Raw genomic sequence first — 17,047 nt, forward strand, 5'->3', positions numbered from 1 at the left:
CGCCATCGGAGGGAGTACGCGAAGCGCACTCCCTCAGCCATCAGGCAATCATCGTTTTATCATCCCGATCAAGCCACAGCCCCGGCGGATCCATCATCGCGAACGTCGGTGCCTCAGTGCCGTCGAGCGCAGCCAATTGGACCGGGTCATCGATCGTCATGATCTGGGCTACCTCATATCCTTTCGGGAATTCGTTAAGAAGCTTCGATCGCTTCTCGAGGAACGATTGCAGATATGAATTTCCCACATCCCCGATCTTGTCGCGGGAGCGCTTGTTCATCGTTCCGAACACATTCGGGAGATCATTGTTCAACGAGTATCCGTAGTCGAGGAAGCGCACCACATCGCCTTCCGCCTTTCCTGCATCCGCTCGACGCGCACCATCGATCGTCATGTGCTGCATGACATTCATCCACTCTGGCCTGGACGTGACAGGCTGCAGAATGTTCAGCACCGCCTGCTTATGCCCAGGCAAAGCGTGAATCTCAACATCCCCCCAACCCGGAGAGAACTCGGGAAGATTGCGCGCATGTGATTCGGGATAGTGTCGAGTTACGGCGTACAGCAACATGCCCCTGGCCTCTGGTGTCGCGTAGATCAGCCAATCAGGCTTACTATTGATCCGGTTGACCAGAGCATCACGGGCAGCGGCCTTCTTCAGCCGATTCTGAAGTGCGTTGAACTCAAAGTTGACGGCAGCAATGTTCTCGGAGAGAAGCACCCCCATTGGGCTGTCCTCTGCAACGACCATGAACAACAACTTGGAGAGAACGTTAAACGCATCCTGCGCGATGTAGGTGAGCTTGATGAATCCAGAGTGGGCCAACTGATAGAAGACCCACTTCACGAATTCCTTCATGCCACCCGCATCCACCGCAAAATCAACGGCGCCCTTGGCACCGACGCCCCAGCAGAGTCGTGCAGACGCACGAATGCGGAACTTCCCGCTGTTGAAAAAGATGTTCAGCTGCGCACTTGCGCCCGCGCCCGCATTGACCGCGACATCCAATGCAATCTTGGCGAAGCTCACAGGTTCCTTGCGGTCTGGCGGTAACCAGCGCAGATCCCCTGACGGCGTAATTCCGCCTTCAACACCCGCAAAGACTTCCGCGTTGATGTGAACGCCGACACCGCTCTGCTTTCCTGCAGATTCGTTCATGCCGAGCATGCGGACCCGCCTGGGGTCCATCTGCGCCCGCGGCAACCCACGTTGCGTATCGAAATTTTCTGCCAACGAATCAGAGCGATCACGTTGAACCGCAGTGGCGACAGGCTTTTTCTGCACATACTTGATTTCGGCGGAGCCAGCCAAGGTTCCCTTCGCGCCAACGAATCCGTACAGGTCGCAGGACAGGACAAACACAATGGCGCCAAGATCCACATCGCCAAACTGCATCTGCCAGCCTTTGATGCTGGGCACGGAATAGCTATGTGTCCATTTCCCCTCAAAGAGAATCAACTTGGCCGATGCACTGGCCTCGGCCTTTGCCGAAGCAACACCTTTTGAGGGATCCCATGTTGCAGCACTGCTGGCACCGGCACCGGCAACAAAGCGAAGCCACTGCGAAGCACTTGCAACTTCGTAGGAATCGCTCTTCTTCACGTGCTCGACGAACTCATTTCCGCCTGACTCGATGATGTCGAAGACGAACGGATCCATCTTCGTCTCGGCCTTCGCAGAGAGCGTGATCGTACGGAGCGACTTCTTGAAGTCCGCCGCATCGAATGGCTTGGTTCCTGTGACCTCGTGCTTTCCCTCGCTGGAGCCACTGACCGGACCGCCCTTGACCTTGGTACCGACGGAGGTATTCACCGCCGTCGGAATACCCATGATTCGACGCTTTTTGATCTCTTCGTATTTCCTGGCAGGGATGTATCGACGGCGCAGTCCTGAGCGCTCCGCCATGTTACTTCCTGCATGACGCCCCTTGTCGTACGTCTCGAAGGTAACGACTTCCTTGAGGTCGGTCAGCTTCGAGAAATTCTCATTGAGCATCTTCGCCACGTCGTCCTCGGCAATACCCAACGCCTTCTCTGCGGCTGCGACCGCATTTGCATCCCGGCCCTGAAGTGCATTGTCGAGATTGGCACGCGATCGATGCAGGCCAGCCATGGTGTTCTCGATCATGCCGCTGAGCTCTTCAAACTCACTCCAGACATCCGGTGTGAGCAGCAGCAACTCCTGTGCCTCTGCGTTGAGGATCGCTGGCGCGCTGATCTTTCCGTCAACTCTCGCGGTGCGACCTTGTCCGGATTCGCTCATCGCAACCTGGCTCTTCATGCCAAGTACGTACAGGGTAGTAGACTGACCCTTGATCAGCGGCTCCAGCATGTCTGTGCTACGGCCTACTTTGGTCCCCGCGAGATTGAAGTGGAACCGGCGACGACCGTTGCAACTGATGCGTGGCGTCATACCACTCTTGTCGGTGTTCCCCTTGATGGGGCGGCCCGCGGCGTCGTTACCGGCAACTTCACGCCCCTTCGCATCCACGCCATAGGCCAGATAGGGCGCATTCACGAGCGCCTTCTGGTCGGCCTGCATCTGGAACTTCACGCGGAAGTAAGGCTGCAGCTCGAGCGCGCACTGGATCGGCACCATCGTCATGATGGTGCTGTTGAGCTGAAGCTCGATATCATGCGAGACCGCCTTCTTCTGGCGGCCCGCGAAATCCGGCTGCGTCCACCGGCGCTGGTCGAAGTCCCAGACTTCCAGTTGGAAGCGGATGGTCGTGGGTGCGAGGAACGGAACCTGGGTGGCAGGCTTGACGCCCTTGTCCAATGGGTTCAGTAGCGGATTCGGCGTGGTGCTCACGAACTTGGTGAGACCCTGCGCGTCAGTTGTTCCATTGACGACTTCGTTGCGATCAGGCAGCTGCAGGATCCGGTAGCGGACCTTCGAGGCGGGACGCTGCTGGCCGTTGTCGGCCAGGTAGTAGAGTCTGAAATTTCCGGTTGCCATGGTGTCTTCCTTGTCGCGCGGCGGTCGTCTGCGCGCTTACGCTTCGTCGTTGAGGTAATAGCCTTCGTGCTTGGTTTCACCGTCGCCGACGAAGAGATGGATGTTCTGCGGGCCCTTGGTCACTACCTGCTCGGTTTCACCCTGCGCATTGGTGGTTCCTTCCCGCGTGCTGCCATCGGGCATTACCAACACGTACGGTGAGTTCGGCATCGGCTGTCCTGCGAAGTCGCGAAGCACGTACTTGAGCTTGTAGGCGTCAGCTGGATTAGGGATTACCAGCGGTGCGTTGACACTCGCCGGCCCCACCCACTCCCGCTGGCTCGCCTTGAACTCCACTTTCCCCGGCGCGCCCAGCTCGATGTTGTCGCCCTCAATCCGGATGTAGGCCCCGGCCGCGGTCGCCAGCAGGTGCTTGCTCGGTGCCGACAGCTGCACGTCCGCCTCGGTACTGGCGATACGCACCTGGGTCTTGGCCGCCACGATCGCCTGGTTCTTGTGCGCGCGTGCACTCACCTTGCCCTGCGCTGCGTGCAGCGCGATGCCGCGTTCCTGGTTCGGGCTCTCGGCGCTGGGCTGCACGCCGGCGGTGTACAGCACCAGGCCACCGGCCACGGCCATCGTCAGTGAGCCCTGCGTCATCCAGTTCAGCGCCACGCCGCTGGCCAGGGTGGTGTGGGTGCCGCTCACCCAGACCTGGTCGGCCGGGGTCAGGCTCAACACACCGGCCACGCCACTGCCCAGCAGCACCGGCGCACTCCAGCCGGGCGCTTCGCCATCGCCGCCGGCGATGCTGCCCGCGGCACTGCCGCTGTGGGTGGCGCGCAGCGCCTCCTGCAGTTCGGTCAGGGTGGTATCCGCCGGCAGCTCGGTCGGGTCACTGGGTAGCTGCGCCTGCTGGTTGGCTGCGGACTCGGCCAGCTGCTGCAGCAGCTGCTGGCTTTCCTGCAGCTGGCCCAGTGCCTGCGGCGCGGCCAGCTGCGGCGTGCCCTGCTCGGTGGTGAGCAGCAGGCCGCGGCCGGCGCGCAGTGCCCCCTGCGCCTGCGTGGCCAGCTCCACGCCGAAGCCGCGCTCGCCTTCGCGCACGTTGTCCTGGCCGCCCTTGAGGTGGCCCAACGTCAGCGTGGTCTCGTGCTGGGTGGTGGACAGCTGCGCGCGGCCCTGCCCGGGCGTGTCGTCGAACCGCAGCTGCTGGTAACCGCCGGTACCGCCCTGGCTGTCGGCCAGCGCCTGGCTCTTGAAGCCGGTGTACACCGCCGCGTGGTCGTTGCCCTCGAACCAGGCCGCCGCGTTGCCGGTGGCGTTGGCGCCGCCGCCGTTGATCTGGTTGTGCTGCGCATCCTGCTGGCCACGGCCGTTGTAGACCGCACCGACCACCACCGGCCGGTCGATGTCGCCTTCCAGGAACGCCACCAGCACTTCCTGCCCGCGCCGTGGCAGCACCACGCCGCCCCAGTTGTCGCCGGCCCAGGGCGTCATCACCCGCACCCAGGTCCAGGCGCCGCCGTTGGCCGGGGCATTGTCGTCACCACCGGGATGGGCCAGGCCACTGCTGGCGTTGCCGCCACGCTGCCACGGGAACTGCACCTTGATGCGGTGGTCGCGGTCGGACAGCAATGGATCGCCATCGCTGACCACGATCGCGCTGAGTGTGCCGGTGATGGTCGGCCGCGGATGCAGGTGCACGCCGTGGCCGTCCTCGGTCTGCGGCCGGTAGGTCACCTCGGACGGGATGGCCACGAAACGGTTGTCGTAGAACGCGGTGGACACCTCGCCGGGCGCATCGCCGTAGGCCAGCCCGGACAGCGCGCCAGGCAGCGCCGGTGCGGCCACGCTGGCCGGTCCCAGCGTCTGCTCCAGCGCATCGAATACGTCGGCATCCAGGTTGTTGCGGGCCTGGTGCCGCACCGACAGGCACAGGAACTGTGCGTCCTCGCCCACCTGCGGATGCTGCGACAGGCCGAAGCGTGCGCCCGGGGCCAGTGCCCGCCACTGGCCGGCGCCCTCGATGGTGTGCGCGCGCACGCGCAGCGCATCCAGGTGCTGCTGCGCGCGGCGCTGGCCGCGGGCATTGTCCTGCCAACCATACGGGCCACAGGTATCGCGGTCGACGATGCCCAGATCGTTGCCCTGCCCGGCCTCGGCACTGGCCTGGCGGCACTCCAGGGTGCGGTAATCCCAGGTGGCGCGCTCGACCTTGCCCGGCCGCCAGCGGTGCGCGGTGGACCACTGCTGCACGCTGTCGCTGCGCTCGCTCTCGTCGCGGCGATGGAAGCGCACGCTGCCCAGGTCGGCGGTGTCATGGCTGTGGTCGGCCAGCACCAGCGTGTGCGTGCCGAAGTCCGCGCCGCCGGGCTCGCCAGCATGCTCGAACCAGTAATAGATGCCTTCCTCGGCCAGCAGGCGCTGGACGAAGGCCAGGTCGCTTTCCTGGTACTGGGTGGTCAGGCTGCGCCGCGCGTACTGGCTGGCGTCCGCCAGCGACCAGCGCCAGGCCGGCGCCAGCGTGCCGTAGTCGGCGAAGAGGTCCTCGACGATCTCGACCACGGTCTTGTCGTGGAAGACGTAGCTGTCCACCCGCTGCGACAGGAATGCCAGCCACGGCTGCAGGCGCAGCCGGTAGCGGGCCAGGCCGCCGTTGCTGCCCAGCCGCTCGGCGGCGGTGATGCGCCCATGCAAGGGGCGCACACTGCCGTCGGCCTGTTGCAGCTGCAGCAGCGCGCCCTGCCCGATCAGCGGCGCCAGCGCCAGGCCGGCGTCCAGCGACAGGGCGGTGATCGTCCACTGGAAACCGATGCCGTCGATCTGCTCGACGCCATCAAGGGTTTCGGCCACCAGCGCATCGCTCCCCAGCGACGTGTGCAGCCGCAGGAAGCGCTGAGCGTGCGACGGGCCAGCCAGTGCCGCCCGCAGGTTGTTTACCAGTTCCATGGTGGTTCCCCGACGTCCCGAACTTCAAGGTGGTCTGCATGCGACGTGCGCATCGGTGTACTCCGCTTCCCGCTTCCACGCGGCCTGTGCCCCTGCAGGGGCGACAGGCTCGCACGGCCATCAGGCGGCCTGGACAATCTCTTCCAGCTGCAGGCGCACGCCCTCGCTGATCTTCAGTCGGTAATCGCGGCCGCCGGCAGTGATCTGCAGTTCGCGCGCGTTGCTCACCAGCTGTGGCTTGCCGACTACCGGGGCATCCATGTGGATGCGCCAGGAACCGCGGCTGATCTGCGCGGCGATGTTGCGCGCATCCTGGCGAGCGGCCGGCACGGCGGTGTCCAGCAGCTCGATCACGTGCTCAGGGCGCAGCCGGTTCCAGGCACGCACACGGTCCAGTTCACGACCCAGGCCCAGTTCCAGGCTGTCGCAGTGGTTGAGGGCGGCTTCGCGGTCAAATCCATAGAATTCCATAGCGTTCTCCTTTTGCTCAGTGTCAGGACACTTTGTATTTGAAGTCACCCTTCTTGCCAGCGGTGACCTTGATGGCGTTGATCCGGTTCCCCTCGGCCATTGCCGCCAGCACGCTCTCGGCGATTTCCGGCAGCAGGGTTCCGTTGAGGATGTGGTCAACGTTGCGCGCACCCGAGTCCACTTCGGTGCAACGTGCAAGCACGGCCTCCACCAGGCTGTCGTCCCAGCTGAAGGTGGCCTTGTGATTGGCAATGACGCGGTCGCGGATGCGGCCGAGCTTGAGCGTGATGATCTGCGCCAGCACGTCATCGTTGATGGGGTAGTACGGCACCACCTTCAGGCGCCCCAGGAAGGCCGGCTTGAAGGTGCGCATGAGCACCGGGCGCAGCGCCTCCGACAGCGCCTCCGCATCCGGGATCTCTTCGGCTGGCTTGTTCAGGCAGGCCTGCATGATCTGCGAGGAGCCGATGTTGGAGGTGAGGATGATGAGGGTGTTGCGGAAATCGATCTCACGGCCTTCCGCATCGTCCATCATGCCCTTGTCGAACACCTGGAAGAACATCTCCAGTACGTCCGGATGGGCCTTCTCGACTTCGTCCAGCAACACCACGCTGTAGGGATTGCGGCGCACGGCCTCGGTCAACACGCCGCCTTCGCCGTAGCCGACGTAACCCGGTGGCGAGCCCTTCAGGCCGGACACGCTGTGCGCTTCCTGGTACTCGCTCATGTTGATGGTGACCAGCTTGCGCTCGCCGCCATACAGGATGTCGGCCAGCGCCAGCGCGGTCTCGGTCTTGCCGACACCCGAGGGGCCGACGAACATGAACACGCCGCGCGGCTTGTTCGGATCCTCCAGCTTGGCGGTGGCGGTGCGCACGCGCTGGGCGATCGCATCCAGCGCATGGTCCTGGCCGATCACGCGCTCGACCAGCAGGTTGCCGAGCGTGCGCACGGTGCGGATCTCGTCCTTGACCATGCGGCCCAGCGGCACGCCGGTCCAGGCCGAGACGATCTCGGCTACCACGGTGCCATCAACCTGCAGCGGCACCATCGGGGTCTCGCCCTGCAGCTCGCGCAGTTCGGCCTGCAACCGCGCCAGTTCAGCGTGCTGCGGCGAGAGTTCCGGCTTTGCCTTGCCACGCTTGGCGGCCGGCTTGGCCACGGCGACATCGCCGTCCCCCTCGTCAGCAGTCGGCTCGGGATCGCTCGCCGCAGCCTCGCCCTGCTCCATCTGCTGGCGCAGTGCGGCGATGCGGCCGGCCAGGTCACGTTCGCGCCCCAGGCGCTCTTCGTTGCTGGCCAGCACGGCCTGTGCTTCGGCCTGCTGCGCATGCAGTTCCGCCAGGCGTTCGCCGTGCTGGTCGCTGCCGCCGGCGGTCTCGCGCTGCAGTGCGCCGATCTCGGCCTGCAGGCGGTCCAGGTGTTTGCGGGTGTCTTCAATGATGGCCGGCGTGGCGCTCTGCCCCAACGCGACCTTGGCGCAGGCGGTATCGAGCACGCTGACCGCCTTGTCCGGCAGCTGGCGACCGCTGATGTAGCGGTGCGACAGGCGCACCGCCTCGGTCACGGCCTCGTCCAGGACGCGGATGTTGAAGTGCGACTCCATCAGCCCGACCATGCCACGCAGCATGGCCGCGGCCAATGCCTCGCTTGGCTCCTCGACCTTCACCACCTGGAAGCGACGGGCCAGTGCGGCGTCCTTCTCGAAGTACTTCTTGTACTCGCTCCAGGTCGTGGCGGCGATGGTACGCAGTTCACCACGGGCCAGAGCGGGCTTCAGCAGGTTGGCCGCGTCGTTCTGGCCGGCGGTTCCGCCGGCACCGATCATGGTGTGCGCTTCGTCGATGAACAGGATGATCGGATGCGGGCTCTTCTTGACCTCGTCGATCACGTTCTTCAGGCGGTTCTCGAACTCGCCCTTGACGCTGGCGCCGGCCTGCAGCAGGCCCATGTCCAGGGTATGCAGCTCCACGCCCTGCAGCACATCGGGCACATCCTTGTCGGCGATGCGACGGGCCAGGCCCTCGACCACTGCGGTCTTGCCGACGCCGGCTTCGCCGGTGAGGATCGGGTTGTTCTGGCGACGGCGCATCAGGATATCGATCACCTGGCGGATCTCGCCATCGCGGCCGATGACCGGGTCGATCCTGCCCTCGCGTGCACGCTGGGTCAGGTTGGTGGTGAACTGATCCAGCGCCGGCGTCTTCGACAGACCGCCCTTGGCCTCGCCCGGCACTGCGTCGGCGCCCTCGCCGACCTCGTCGCCTGCAGACGCATCGGCGAAACGCAGGGTCTGCACCGCTTCCTGCGAACCCTCGGTGAGCTTGGCGAAGTCGTGCTTGAGCTCATCGCGCTTGAAACGCACGAACAGCTTCGAGCCGCGGTAGGCCAGCTGGGCCAGATCCGGTTCGGTCAGCAGCGCCAGCAGCAGGTGACCACTGCGGATGCGGGTGGTTTCCGAGTCCAGCGAGGCAATCAGCCAAGCGTGCTCGAACAGTTTGGGAATGTGCTGGGAGAACACCGGCGTGCGGCTGTTGCCGGTCTTGAACTGGCTGATCTCGTCATTGAGATCGCGCTCCAGCGATTCGGGCAGGATGCCGCTGCGGCGCGCGATCAACACGAAATCGCTCTGCGGCTGCTCCAGCAGCGCCAGGAACAGATGTTCCAGGTCGACCTCGTAATTGCCGCGCGCCATGCACAGGTTCGCAGCCCGTTCGGCCGCCTGGCGGCAGGTGTCGTCCAGCTTGCTGATCAGGGTTTTGAGGTTGATGCTCATGCGGAAACGCGCACTCCTTGCTGGAACCGTTCGGGAGCCGATGGCAGCAACACCACCGGCACAGTGTCATTGCAGCGTGTGGATGCCATAGGTGGTGTCCTCACGCGGGGTGGATTGGGGCGCGGTGCACAGGTAGCTGTCCCAGCCCAGGCGGACACCGCCGCCCGCACCGAGTGAACTGCCCTGCACATCCTCGCCACGCAGGACCAGGCGTACTTCGTATTCGAGGATGCCGCCGGTCAGCAGCGACAACCACTTGGAGAGCGCTTCGGCAGCACTGCCCCCCGGCAGGAATGCATCGAACTGGTCGCGGCGCAGGGGGCCGATGCGCAGCCGCAGGCGCAGGTCGCGCTGCCATACACGATCACCGGCCAGCGCGCTGGCACCCAGCACGGCATTGGCTTGGCCCAGCCGCGTCGCCTGGCCGGACGGAACCCGGTACCACGCGCCCACGAACTGCTCCAAGTGCAACGGCACCTGGAAGTAATCCGACAGCACGCGCTGCATCAGTGCCGCCGACACCGGCCGCTGCCGTACCGCACCGGCGTAATAGGCCACGGCCTGGTCGAAGATCTCGCCTTCACCTTCATGCAGCCGGTCGCGCAGCTCGCTCATGCCCATGCCAAGCAGGGACAGCACCAGCGGCAGGAAACGCTCGCGCCGATCCAGCTCGTACTGCAATGCGAGGCGATGTTTCTTCCATGCGGCGTAGTGCAGCGATACCGCGCGGGTGGAGAAGATGTCCAGGAACGCGCGCGCCGTGCGGTCGCGCTGGTAAAGCTCGCGCAGCTGCAGCGTCTCGGTGTAGTGCAGCGGCAAGGCGCCAGCGGTACCGAGCAGGCCCATGAACTGCGGTGTCAGGTGGACCTCGGCCAGTTCCTCGCCGTGCAGGGCCTGCTCGATGGCCTCACGGTCCTGCAGCCGCTCACCCTTGAGCGAATACACTCCCGCCTCGGCCGACAACTCGGTGGCCGGGAACCCGAGCGACAGCGAGTTGCGGAACCGCACGCGCATCGGCACCGCCTGGCCGGGCTTGACGCCCTGTCGCTGGAACACCTGCTCAAGCAACCGGACCGCCTGGAAGAACTGGAAGCGGTGCGGTTCGGTGAGCAGCTGCTGGGCTACGCCAGGATCGATTCGCCGCTGCGCGCTGGGCATCGGACGATCTCCTCCCCGCTGTCGCCGGAAACCAGCACCAGTCGGGTAAAGCTGTTGGCATGCACGTAGAGTGCGAAGAAGTGGTCCATCACCTGGGCGAAGGCAGCCACACCGGTACCCACGAAATGGGCTTCATTGATGGTCAGGCGGATCTCCAGGCCGCGAACCACCGAGGCGAACTGGCGGCCATGCATCCAGGTGGTCACGGGCGTCTGCTGCAGCTCGAGGATGCCATCGATCTGGCGCGCCGAGACGTTGCTGCCAGACAGGTCGTAGAGGCGCAGCATCTCCTTCAGTGCGGGCAGGCCACTGGCGGTCAGCGAAAGCTGATTCAACGACAGATGCGAGATCAGCCGCCACTGGGCATTGCGGCCGTGGCGGAAGCGCAGGGGCTTGGTCGGCTTGCGAAGCAGGCTGATCGCCTTGGCCGGGCTGCCACCCTCGATGTTCAGGTCGCCGCCGGCCACGCCGAAGGCGAGCTGGTTGGGCAGGTCCCGGTTGCTGCAGGTCAGTTCCAGGCTGACCGTATCGGTCTGCGGCAGCACCGGATTGAACGACAGGTCGACGAAGCTGATCTCGGTCTCGAAACCCGGGCTCTGCCGCGCAATGTCTTCGTCACGACGCGCCACCCAGTACTGGCCGGTGCGCTCGGGGTCTTCACCGTGGTGCAGCGAATAGAAGGGGCGGAAGGCCTGGATCAGCTCACCCTGCGGTGTCTGCCGGATGCGATGCACCGAATCGATTGAATGCACCTCATAGGCGAACGCGCGACGTGCATCGGCCAGCACCGGATAGTTCACCGTACGATGGGTGACACGGATCGGCTCGCCACTGGTGCGGAACAGGTTGACGATCGGCGTACAACCCAGCCGCACGTTGTGCACGCCCAGTTCGTCCAGCACCATCATGTTGCCGCGATCCTGGCCCTGCGCCTGCAACACCAGATGCAGGGTGAAACGGCGGCTGGCACCGGCAGTTACCGACGGCAGGTGCAGGTCGACGAAGCCGAACTTTTCCGGATAGGCGAACAGCTCGGTCAACAGGCGGTAGGCAGGATGCGAGCGCGCCGGGAAATCGATCAGCGCTTCGTCATCGGCGAACCCGACCGCGCTCAGCGGCACCTTGTCCAGGCGCCGCCAGCGACCGTCACCATCGGACTCGACATACGCCGCTTTCACGCCCAGCAGCAGGGCATCGCGCAGGGCCGCGCGCACTGAAGGCTCGCCGTCGAGGAACAGCCGCAGATGGTCGGTGCCCAACTGGTGGAAGCCCAGCTGGTCGGAGAGCAGCTGGAATCCCATCGAGATCTGGCCGCCGGTCCCTGCCGGCAGCGTCGTGGCCATCGGCGCATCCGCGACGCCGCGGTACACCACCTGCTGCACGCCGACAGGCGCCAGCACGACATCGTAGGCAGTGCGGAAGTCGCACGGCACGCCGCGCACAGGGCGGCTCTGCAGCGCAGTGCCGCGCGGCACCCGCACCGGCGCGCTCAGCTTGGATGCCACGCCATCCAGATCGAAATGGGCAATCGAACAGGACGGAAATGGCCGCAGGTAATGCGGATACAGCACATCCAGCAGCGCGTCGGTGAACTCAGGATAGTCGTCTTCGATGCGCTTGGACACGCGCGCGCTGAGCAGCGCGAAGGCTTCGATCAGGCGCTCGACATGCGGGTCCTGGCTCCCTTCGGCGGAGAGCTGCAGGCGACCGGCGATCTTCGGATAGCGTTCGGCGAACTCGCGCCCGTAACGGCGCAGGTAGCCCAGCTCACGTTCGTAGTAAGGCAGCAGGTCCTGCATCAGGCGCCCTGCGTGCGACGTGCGCGGGTGACCTGGTACTGCAGGGTCGAGGGCTGCAGCATCGCGTCGAAGCTGACCGGCTCACGCGCCGGCTCCAGGTCGAGCAGCGCATGGATGGTGAAATGCAGGCCGCCGGCGAACTGGTTGCCGGCGTCCAGATGTACGTTGACGTTGCGCAGGCGCCGCTCATGGCGGGCCACGGCCTGTTCCAGCGAGCGGCAGATGGCAGCGCGGTCGTAGGCATTGGCCAGGCTCATCGCAGAGAAGTCGGCCAACCCGTAGGTCAGCAGCGATTGCCGGCAATTGGGGAATTCCTTCATGTCACCTTCCTGGAACGCGGCGCGCGAGTTCAGCAACCCCTCCAGGTCACGTGCGATGGATTCCTTGTACTGCTCAAGCGATACGGACTTGAATACCTGCCCGGCCCCTGGCTGCTTGGGGGCGTCGTCGAACAGTTTTTCCAGCAGGCTGGGTTCGAGTCCCTTCATTGATGTTCCACTCAGGTTCGGCATCCGTGCGGGCGGCAGCGGTGCAGCAAAGGCAGGGCCGTTCCTGGCCCCGCCCGGCGATCAGACTGCGATGGCGCACGAGGCGCCATCGCAGTGACACAACATCACACGGTGTAGTTCGGGATGTTCTTGGTTGCGCTCCACTGCGCCACGGTCTTGCCACCAACTCCGCCTTCCGGCTTCTGCTGCTGGTAAGTCCACTTGATGGCGCCGAAGCTCAACTGAACAACTTCCTGCGGCATGCCTTCCTTGTCCACCGTGGTGGTGACGCGGTGGACCAGCACGTTCAGCAGCTCGACCGTGTAGTAATTGATCGCGTTGCCGTCCTTGTCGGCGCGCATGAACTGGATCTGCGCCTTCGGGAAGGTGGTGCCGTTGGAGGCAGCCTGGTTGAGGGCCGTGGAGGCGAGGTCGATCGACTTGGTGATTTCGATCGGGGACAGGTTCACGCGGGCAGCGGTGGTGCCGCCGGAGGTCGACGCGGTGGCCGAACGCGGCTGCAACAGATCCTGCGAGAACGACTGGATTTCAATCCAGTCCTTGTGCTTGTCGTCGTGCGACTCGCCCTTGATGGTGTCAATCGAGAGGAAAGCGTGCTGCATATCTGGTCTCCTAAATTCCGTTCTTCCGTGAGATTTGATGTGCCAGGCGCGGGCCTGGCGGTTAAGGGGGGCTACGCCCTCTTGAAATAAGCGTCACTGCAATCCGGGGAGCGGACTCCCCTGGACGCTTCAGTTACAGCAAATCGTTTACGACTTTTTTGCGGACGCCGGCAGTTCGGCGACCAGACGCAACGAAACAGACAGCTCATCGAGCTGGAAATGCGGCCTGATGAAGGCCACCGCGCGGTAGACACCGGGCTTGCCCGGCACCTCCGAAACCTGCACAGAAGCTTCACGCAGCGGGAATTGCGCCTTGGCTTCCTGCGAAGCGTTGTCGTCCAGCAACACGTACTGGGCAATCCAACGGTTGAGGAATTCCTCGACGTTGCCCGCCGAAGCGAAGCTGCCGATCTTCTCGCGCATCATCGCCTTGAGGTAATGGGCGATACGCGAGACCGCGAAGATGTACTGCAGCTGGGCAGACAGGATCGCGTTGGCATTGGCCGAATCGGTGTTGTACTTCTTCGGCTTCTGTGCCGACTGTGCGCCGAAGAATGCGGCATAGTCGGTATTCTTGCAGTGCACCAGCGGCATGAAGCCGAGGTCACTGAGTTCCTTCTCACGACGGTCGGTGATGGCCACCTCGGTGGGGCACTTCAGCGCCACTTCGCCGTCGTCGGTACGGAAGGTGTGAGTCGGCAGATCCTCGACCAGACCGCCGCCTTCCACGCCACGGATGGCCGCGCACCAGCCGAAGCTTTCGAACGCCTGGGTCAGCCGCGCACCCATCGCATAGGCGGTGTTGCACCACAGGAATTTGCTGTGGTCGGCCGCTTCGATCTCTTCGACGAAGTTGAAACCTTCGACGGTGGTGCCGTCCTTGGGGTTGTACGGCAGGCGCCCCAGGAAGCGTGGCATGGTCAGGCCAACGTAGCGGCTGTCCTCACTCTCGCGGAACGACTTCCACTTGGCGTATTCGACCGTATCGAAGACCTTGGCCAGATCGCGCGGCTTGCCGAGGTCGGTGAACGTCTCCAGGCCGAACATGCCTTCGCTTGCAGCGGAGATGAACGGTGCATGGGCCGCGGCAGCGACGTGCGACATCTGCTCGATGAAGTACATGTCCTCCGGCTGGCGACCGAGGAAATAGTCACCGATCAGGGCGCCGAACGGCGCACCACCGAAGGTGCCGAATTCCTCTTCATAGACCTTCTTGAACAGCGCGCTCTGGTCGAAGTCGATGGCCGACTTGAAATCCTTGACCAGATCCTTCTGCGGCGAATTGAAGACCTTGATCTTCATGTTCGGGCCGGTGGAGGTCTGCTGGCACAGGTAGTGCAGCCCGCGCCAGCTGCCTTCCAGCTTCTGGAACGCCTCTGCATGCATGACCGCGCTGAGCTGCTCGGAAATGATCCGGTCGATCTCAGCGATGCGGGCATCAAGGGTCAGGTTGAGGTTGTCGGAGACCACCACGGTACCGTCCAGGACTTCCTTCGCCAGTTCGGCGATGATGTCCTTGGCACGATCGTGCTCGGTCTGCGACTTGGCGACCTTGCTCTTCTCGACGATCTGGTCGAGCAGGCCCACCTCTTCGGCGACGGCGGCCTGGGGGGCCAGTTGGCTGGCTTCGGCTGACATCGATCAGTCCTCCTTGGTCACGCCGAGCTTCTTGAGCTGCTCGGTGTTGTTGAGCACATCGGTCAACAGATCTTCCAGCTTCTCGTTGCCCGCCAGCTTGTTGCGAAGATCGGCCAGCTTGGTGCGCGACTCAAGCAGGCGCCGCAGCGGCTCGATCTGCTGCACCACCGCCTCGGGGCGGAAGTCGTCCATGGAGTTGAACTTCAACTCGACGCCAAACTCGCCGCCATCGTCGCTGATCTTGTTCGGCACGCGATAGACCGCACGAGGCGCCACGCCTTCCATCACTTCGTCGAAGTTGTCCAGATCGACGTTGACGAACTTGCGATCCTTGACCTTCGGCAGCGGCTGCTCCGGATTTCCACTGAAATCGCCCATCACGCCCACCACGAACGGCAATTCCTTCTGTTCGATCGCGTCACCCTTCTCCACATCGTAGGTGAGCTGGACGCGCGGCGGGCGGATCTTCTGCAGCCGCTTCTGGATGCTTTCCTTCTTGGCCATGAGTGTCTCCTGACTGGGGCCGGTTCCGGATCAGTTGCCGATGTTCTGGAACGGATCGGCGTTGTTCGATCGGGCAGCGGGCTTGGCCGGCTGGGCGGCGGGCTGCGCGGCAGGCTGGGCTGCGGCGCGGCTGCCACGGCTGCGGGTGCGCGGGGCCTTGGGCTTGGGAGTGGGATCGAGAATGGCATCACCCATGGTGTTGCGCAGGGTGGTGGCCAGGGTCTGCGCTTCCTTGCGTGCGGTATCCGAAGCCAGTGCACCGCGCCCCTGCAGACGGGTCAGCGACTGGTTGGCCACACGGAAGCCGGCCACGGTGATCACGCCATCGGCAACGAGATCATTCGGATCACGTTGGAGCACTTCCTCGGCAGCCACGATCGCGCGGGCATACTGGCCCTGGTCGAACTGCAGCTGTGCGATGCGCACCCACGGTTCCTTGCGCGTCGGGTCGGCCTTGGCCGCCAGTTCGAACGCACTGATCGCTGCATCGGCACCGCCAGTGGTGACCTGCGCTTCGGCTTCGCTCAGCGTCGTTTCGAACGGCACGACCTCGGCCTTCTTCGGCGCCGATGAGCAGGCCGCAAGGCCCGACAGCAACATCAGTGCGAACATCGGCCGGTACACAGCCTTCCCCATTGCCTTCACTTCCATAGTGATCCCTCGTCGAAATTGGTTCCTCAAGGAAACAGAATCTCCGCCGCTACAACGCACGGGATTCCTGCCCCTGTCCGGCGGCAGTGTACATTCGCGAATACGCGTCGGTATAGTGGATTTCGTCAAGAAAACGGCGAATCCGATAGACACAGTCTTCACATCCCAATGTGATACCCGCGAGCAGAAAACACTCATACGCTCAATTTTCGCCCCGCCCTCGAGCCGACCGACCGCACATGAATGCGCAACTCTTCTCATTCCAACGCGTGATATCCGTCACGATTTTGTCTCTGATCATGTCCATGTCCCTGGCAGGTTGCGCCAGCGACAGCAAGCTGGGCAAGGCAATGGACAAGACTCTCCAGGCAGTGGGCATCCGCGAGGACAAGCCCGAAGCGCCTCCCGTCATTCCGCTGCGGCTGTATGCCGGCAGCAACCTCAACGCCGGCAACGACAAACGCGCCACGGCTGCCGTGGTCAAGATCTACCATCTGCGCAGCCTGCAACGCTTCGAGCAGGCGCCCTTCAATGCATTCCTCGACCAGGCCGGCGAGCAGGCTGCACTCGGCGCGGACCTGCTTTCGGTCAACGAAGTGGTACTGACCCCCGGTGCCCGCCAGGAATTGTCCGAACAGCTGAGTGAAGGAAGTGCAGTGCTCGGCGTTGTCGCCCTGTTCCGCGCGCCGGCCGAGAACCGCTGGCGGCTGGCGTTCGATACCAAGGGCAAGACGCTGCCACAGGATGGCGTCACCATCGGCGTCCACGCCTGCGCGTTGACCAGCGACAGCAAAGCCCTGTTGACACGCATTTCCGGCGACCCGGGCAGTCTTGCATCCATTCGTTGTGCGGGTTCGAAGTAGTATCGCGCCGGAATTCTGGCACTGGATTTCATCGATGCGATAGTATCCCCCGGTGCAGCGATCGCGCGATGCATTTGAATGTGCGATGAGAATCACATTTTCACATTACTGAAACGGCTTGCGCCGCTGCGATCGCAAGGAGCGCGGAACGGCCTCCAACAGCGACTTTTTCAAGCTATTTCCAAGGAT

12 protein-coding genes are annotated in these 17,047 nt (G+C 63.9%); 1 reads left to right on the forward strand and 11 read right to left on the reverse strand.

From position 1 onward, the window contains the following. Positions 1–40: 40 nt before the first annotated feature. The 11 genes from LMF57_RS11775 to LMF57_RS11825 all read right to left on the reverse strand — a co-directional run bounded on the left by LMF57_RS11775 (position 41) and on the right by LMF57_RS11825 (position 15,980). Positions 41–2,959, reverse strand: a complete 2,919-nt coding sequence (locus LMF57_RS11775; RefSeq protein ID WP_208082486.1) for a DNA repair protein — start codon at positions 2,957–2,959, stop codon at positions 41–43. A gap of 36 nt (positions 2,960–2,995) precedes the next feature. Continuing rightward, the gene (gene tssI / locus LMF57_RS11780; protein WP_229289910.1) at positions 2,996–5,887 is read right to left on the reverse strand and encodes a type VI secretion system Vgr family protein; all 2,892 of its coding nucleotides are present in this window, start codon (positions 5,885–5,887) and stop codon (positions 2,996–2,998) included. Between the two features lie 120 nt (positions 5,888–6,007). Continuing rightward, positions 6,008–6,358, reverse strand: a complete 351-nt coding sequence (locus tag LMF57_RS11785) for a hypothetical protein (RefSeq protein ID WP_208082487.1) — start codon at positions 6,356–6,358, stop codon at positions 6,008–6,010. A 22-nt stretch (positions 6,359–6,380) separates the two neighbouring features. Further along, the gene (gene tssH, locus LMF57_RS11790; RefSeq protein ID WP_229289911.1) at positions 6,381–9,134 is read right to left on the reverse strand and encodes a type VI secretion system ATPase TssH; all 2,754 of its coding nucleotides are present in this window, start codon (positions 9,132–9,134) and stop codon (positions 6,381–6,383) included. A 66-nt stretch (positions 9,135–9,200) separates the two neighbouring features. After that, the gene (gene tssG / locus LMF57_RS11795) at positions 9,201–10,292 is read right to left on the reverse strand and encodes a type VI secretion system baseplate subunit TssG (protein WP_208082489.1); all 1,092 of its coding nucleotides are present in this window, start codon (positions 10,290–10,292) and stop codon (positions 9,201–9,203) included. Beyond that, the gene (gene tssF / locus LMF57_RS11800) at positions 10,256–12,091 is read right to left on the reverse strand and encodes a type VI secretion system baseplate subunit TssF (protein ID WP_117310663.1); all 1,836 of its coding nucleotides are present in this window, start codon (positions 12,089–12,091) and stop codon (positions 10,256–10,258) included. Before tssF ends, tssG begins: the two co-directional genes overlap by 37 nt. After that, a complete protein-coding gene (gene tssE, locus LMF57_RS11805) occupies positions 12,091–12,579 on the reverse strand; it encodes a type VI secretion system baseplate subunit TssE (RefSeq protein ID WP_117310664.1) in 489 nt (162 codons plus the stop codon). The genes tssF and tssE overlap by 1 nt, the downstream gene beginning before the upstream one ends. A 125-nt stretch (positions 12,580–12,704) precedes the next feature. Then, positions 12,705–13,202, reverse strand: coding sequence for a type VI secretion system tube protein Hcp (locus tag LMF57_RS11810; protein WP_006465355.1), 498 nt, complete (start codon positions 13,200–13,202; stop codon positions 12,705–12,707). Between the two features lie 147 nt (positions 13,203–13,349). After that, positions 13,350–14,840, reverse strand: a complete 1,491-nt coding sequence (tssC, locus tag LMF57_RS11815; protein ID WP_117310665.1) for a type VI secretion system contractile sheath large subunit — start codon at positions 14,838–14,840, stop codon at positions 13,350–13,352. 3 nt (positions 14,841–14,843) lie between these two features. Then, the gene (gene tssB, locus LMF57_RS11820; RefSeq protein WP_117310666.1) at positions 14,844–15,344 is read right to left on the reverse strand and encodes a type VI secretion system contractile sheath small subunit; all 501 of its coding nucleotides are present in this window, start codon (positions 15,342–15,344) and stop codon (positions 14,844–14,846) included. 30 nt (positions 15,345–15,374) lie between these two features. Continuing rightward, the gene (locus LMF57_RS11825; protein ID WP_229289912.1) at positions 15,375–15,980 is read right to left on the reverse strand and encodes a tetratricopeptide repeat protein; all 606 of its coding nucleotides are present in this window, start codon (positions 15,978–15,980) and stop codon (positions 15,375–15,377) included. A 314-nt stretch (positions 15,981–16,294) separates the two neighbouring features. On the opposite strand from LMF57_RS11825, the gene tssJ reads away from it, so the two are divergent. Beyond that, a complete protein-coding gene (gene tssJ, locus LMF57_RS11830; protein WP_229289913.1) occupies positions 16,295–16,858 on the forward strand; it encodes a type VI secretion system lipoprotein TssJ in 564 nt (187 codons plus the stop codon). The last annotated feature ends 189 nt before the right edge of the window (positions 16,859–17,047 follow it).

This window comes from Stenotrophomonas sp. SI-NJAU-1, assembly GCF_020883215.1.
GTDB lineage: Bacteria > Pseudomonadota > Gammaproteobacteria > Xanthomonadales > Xanthomonadaceae > Stenotrophomonas > Stenotrophomonas indicatrix.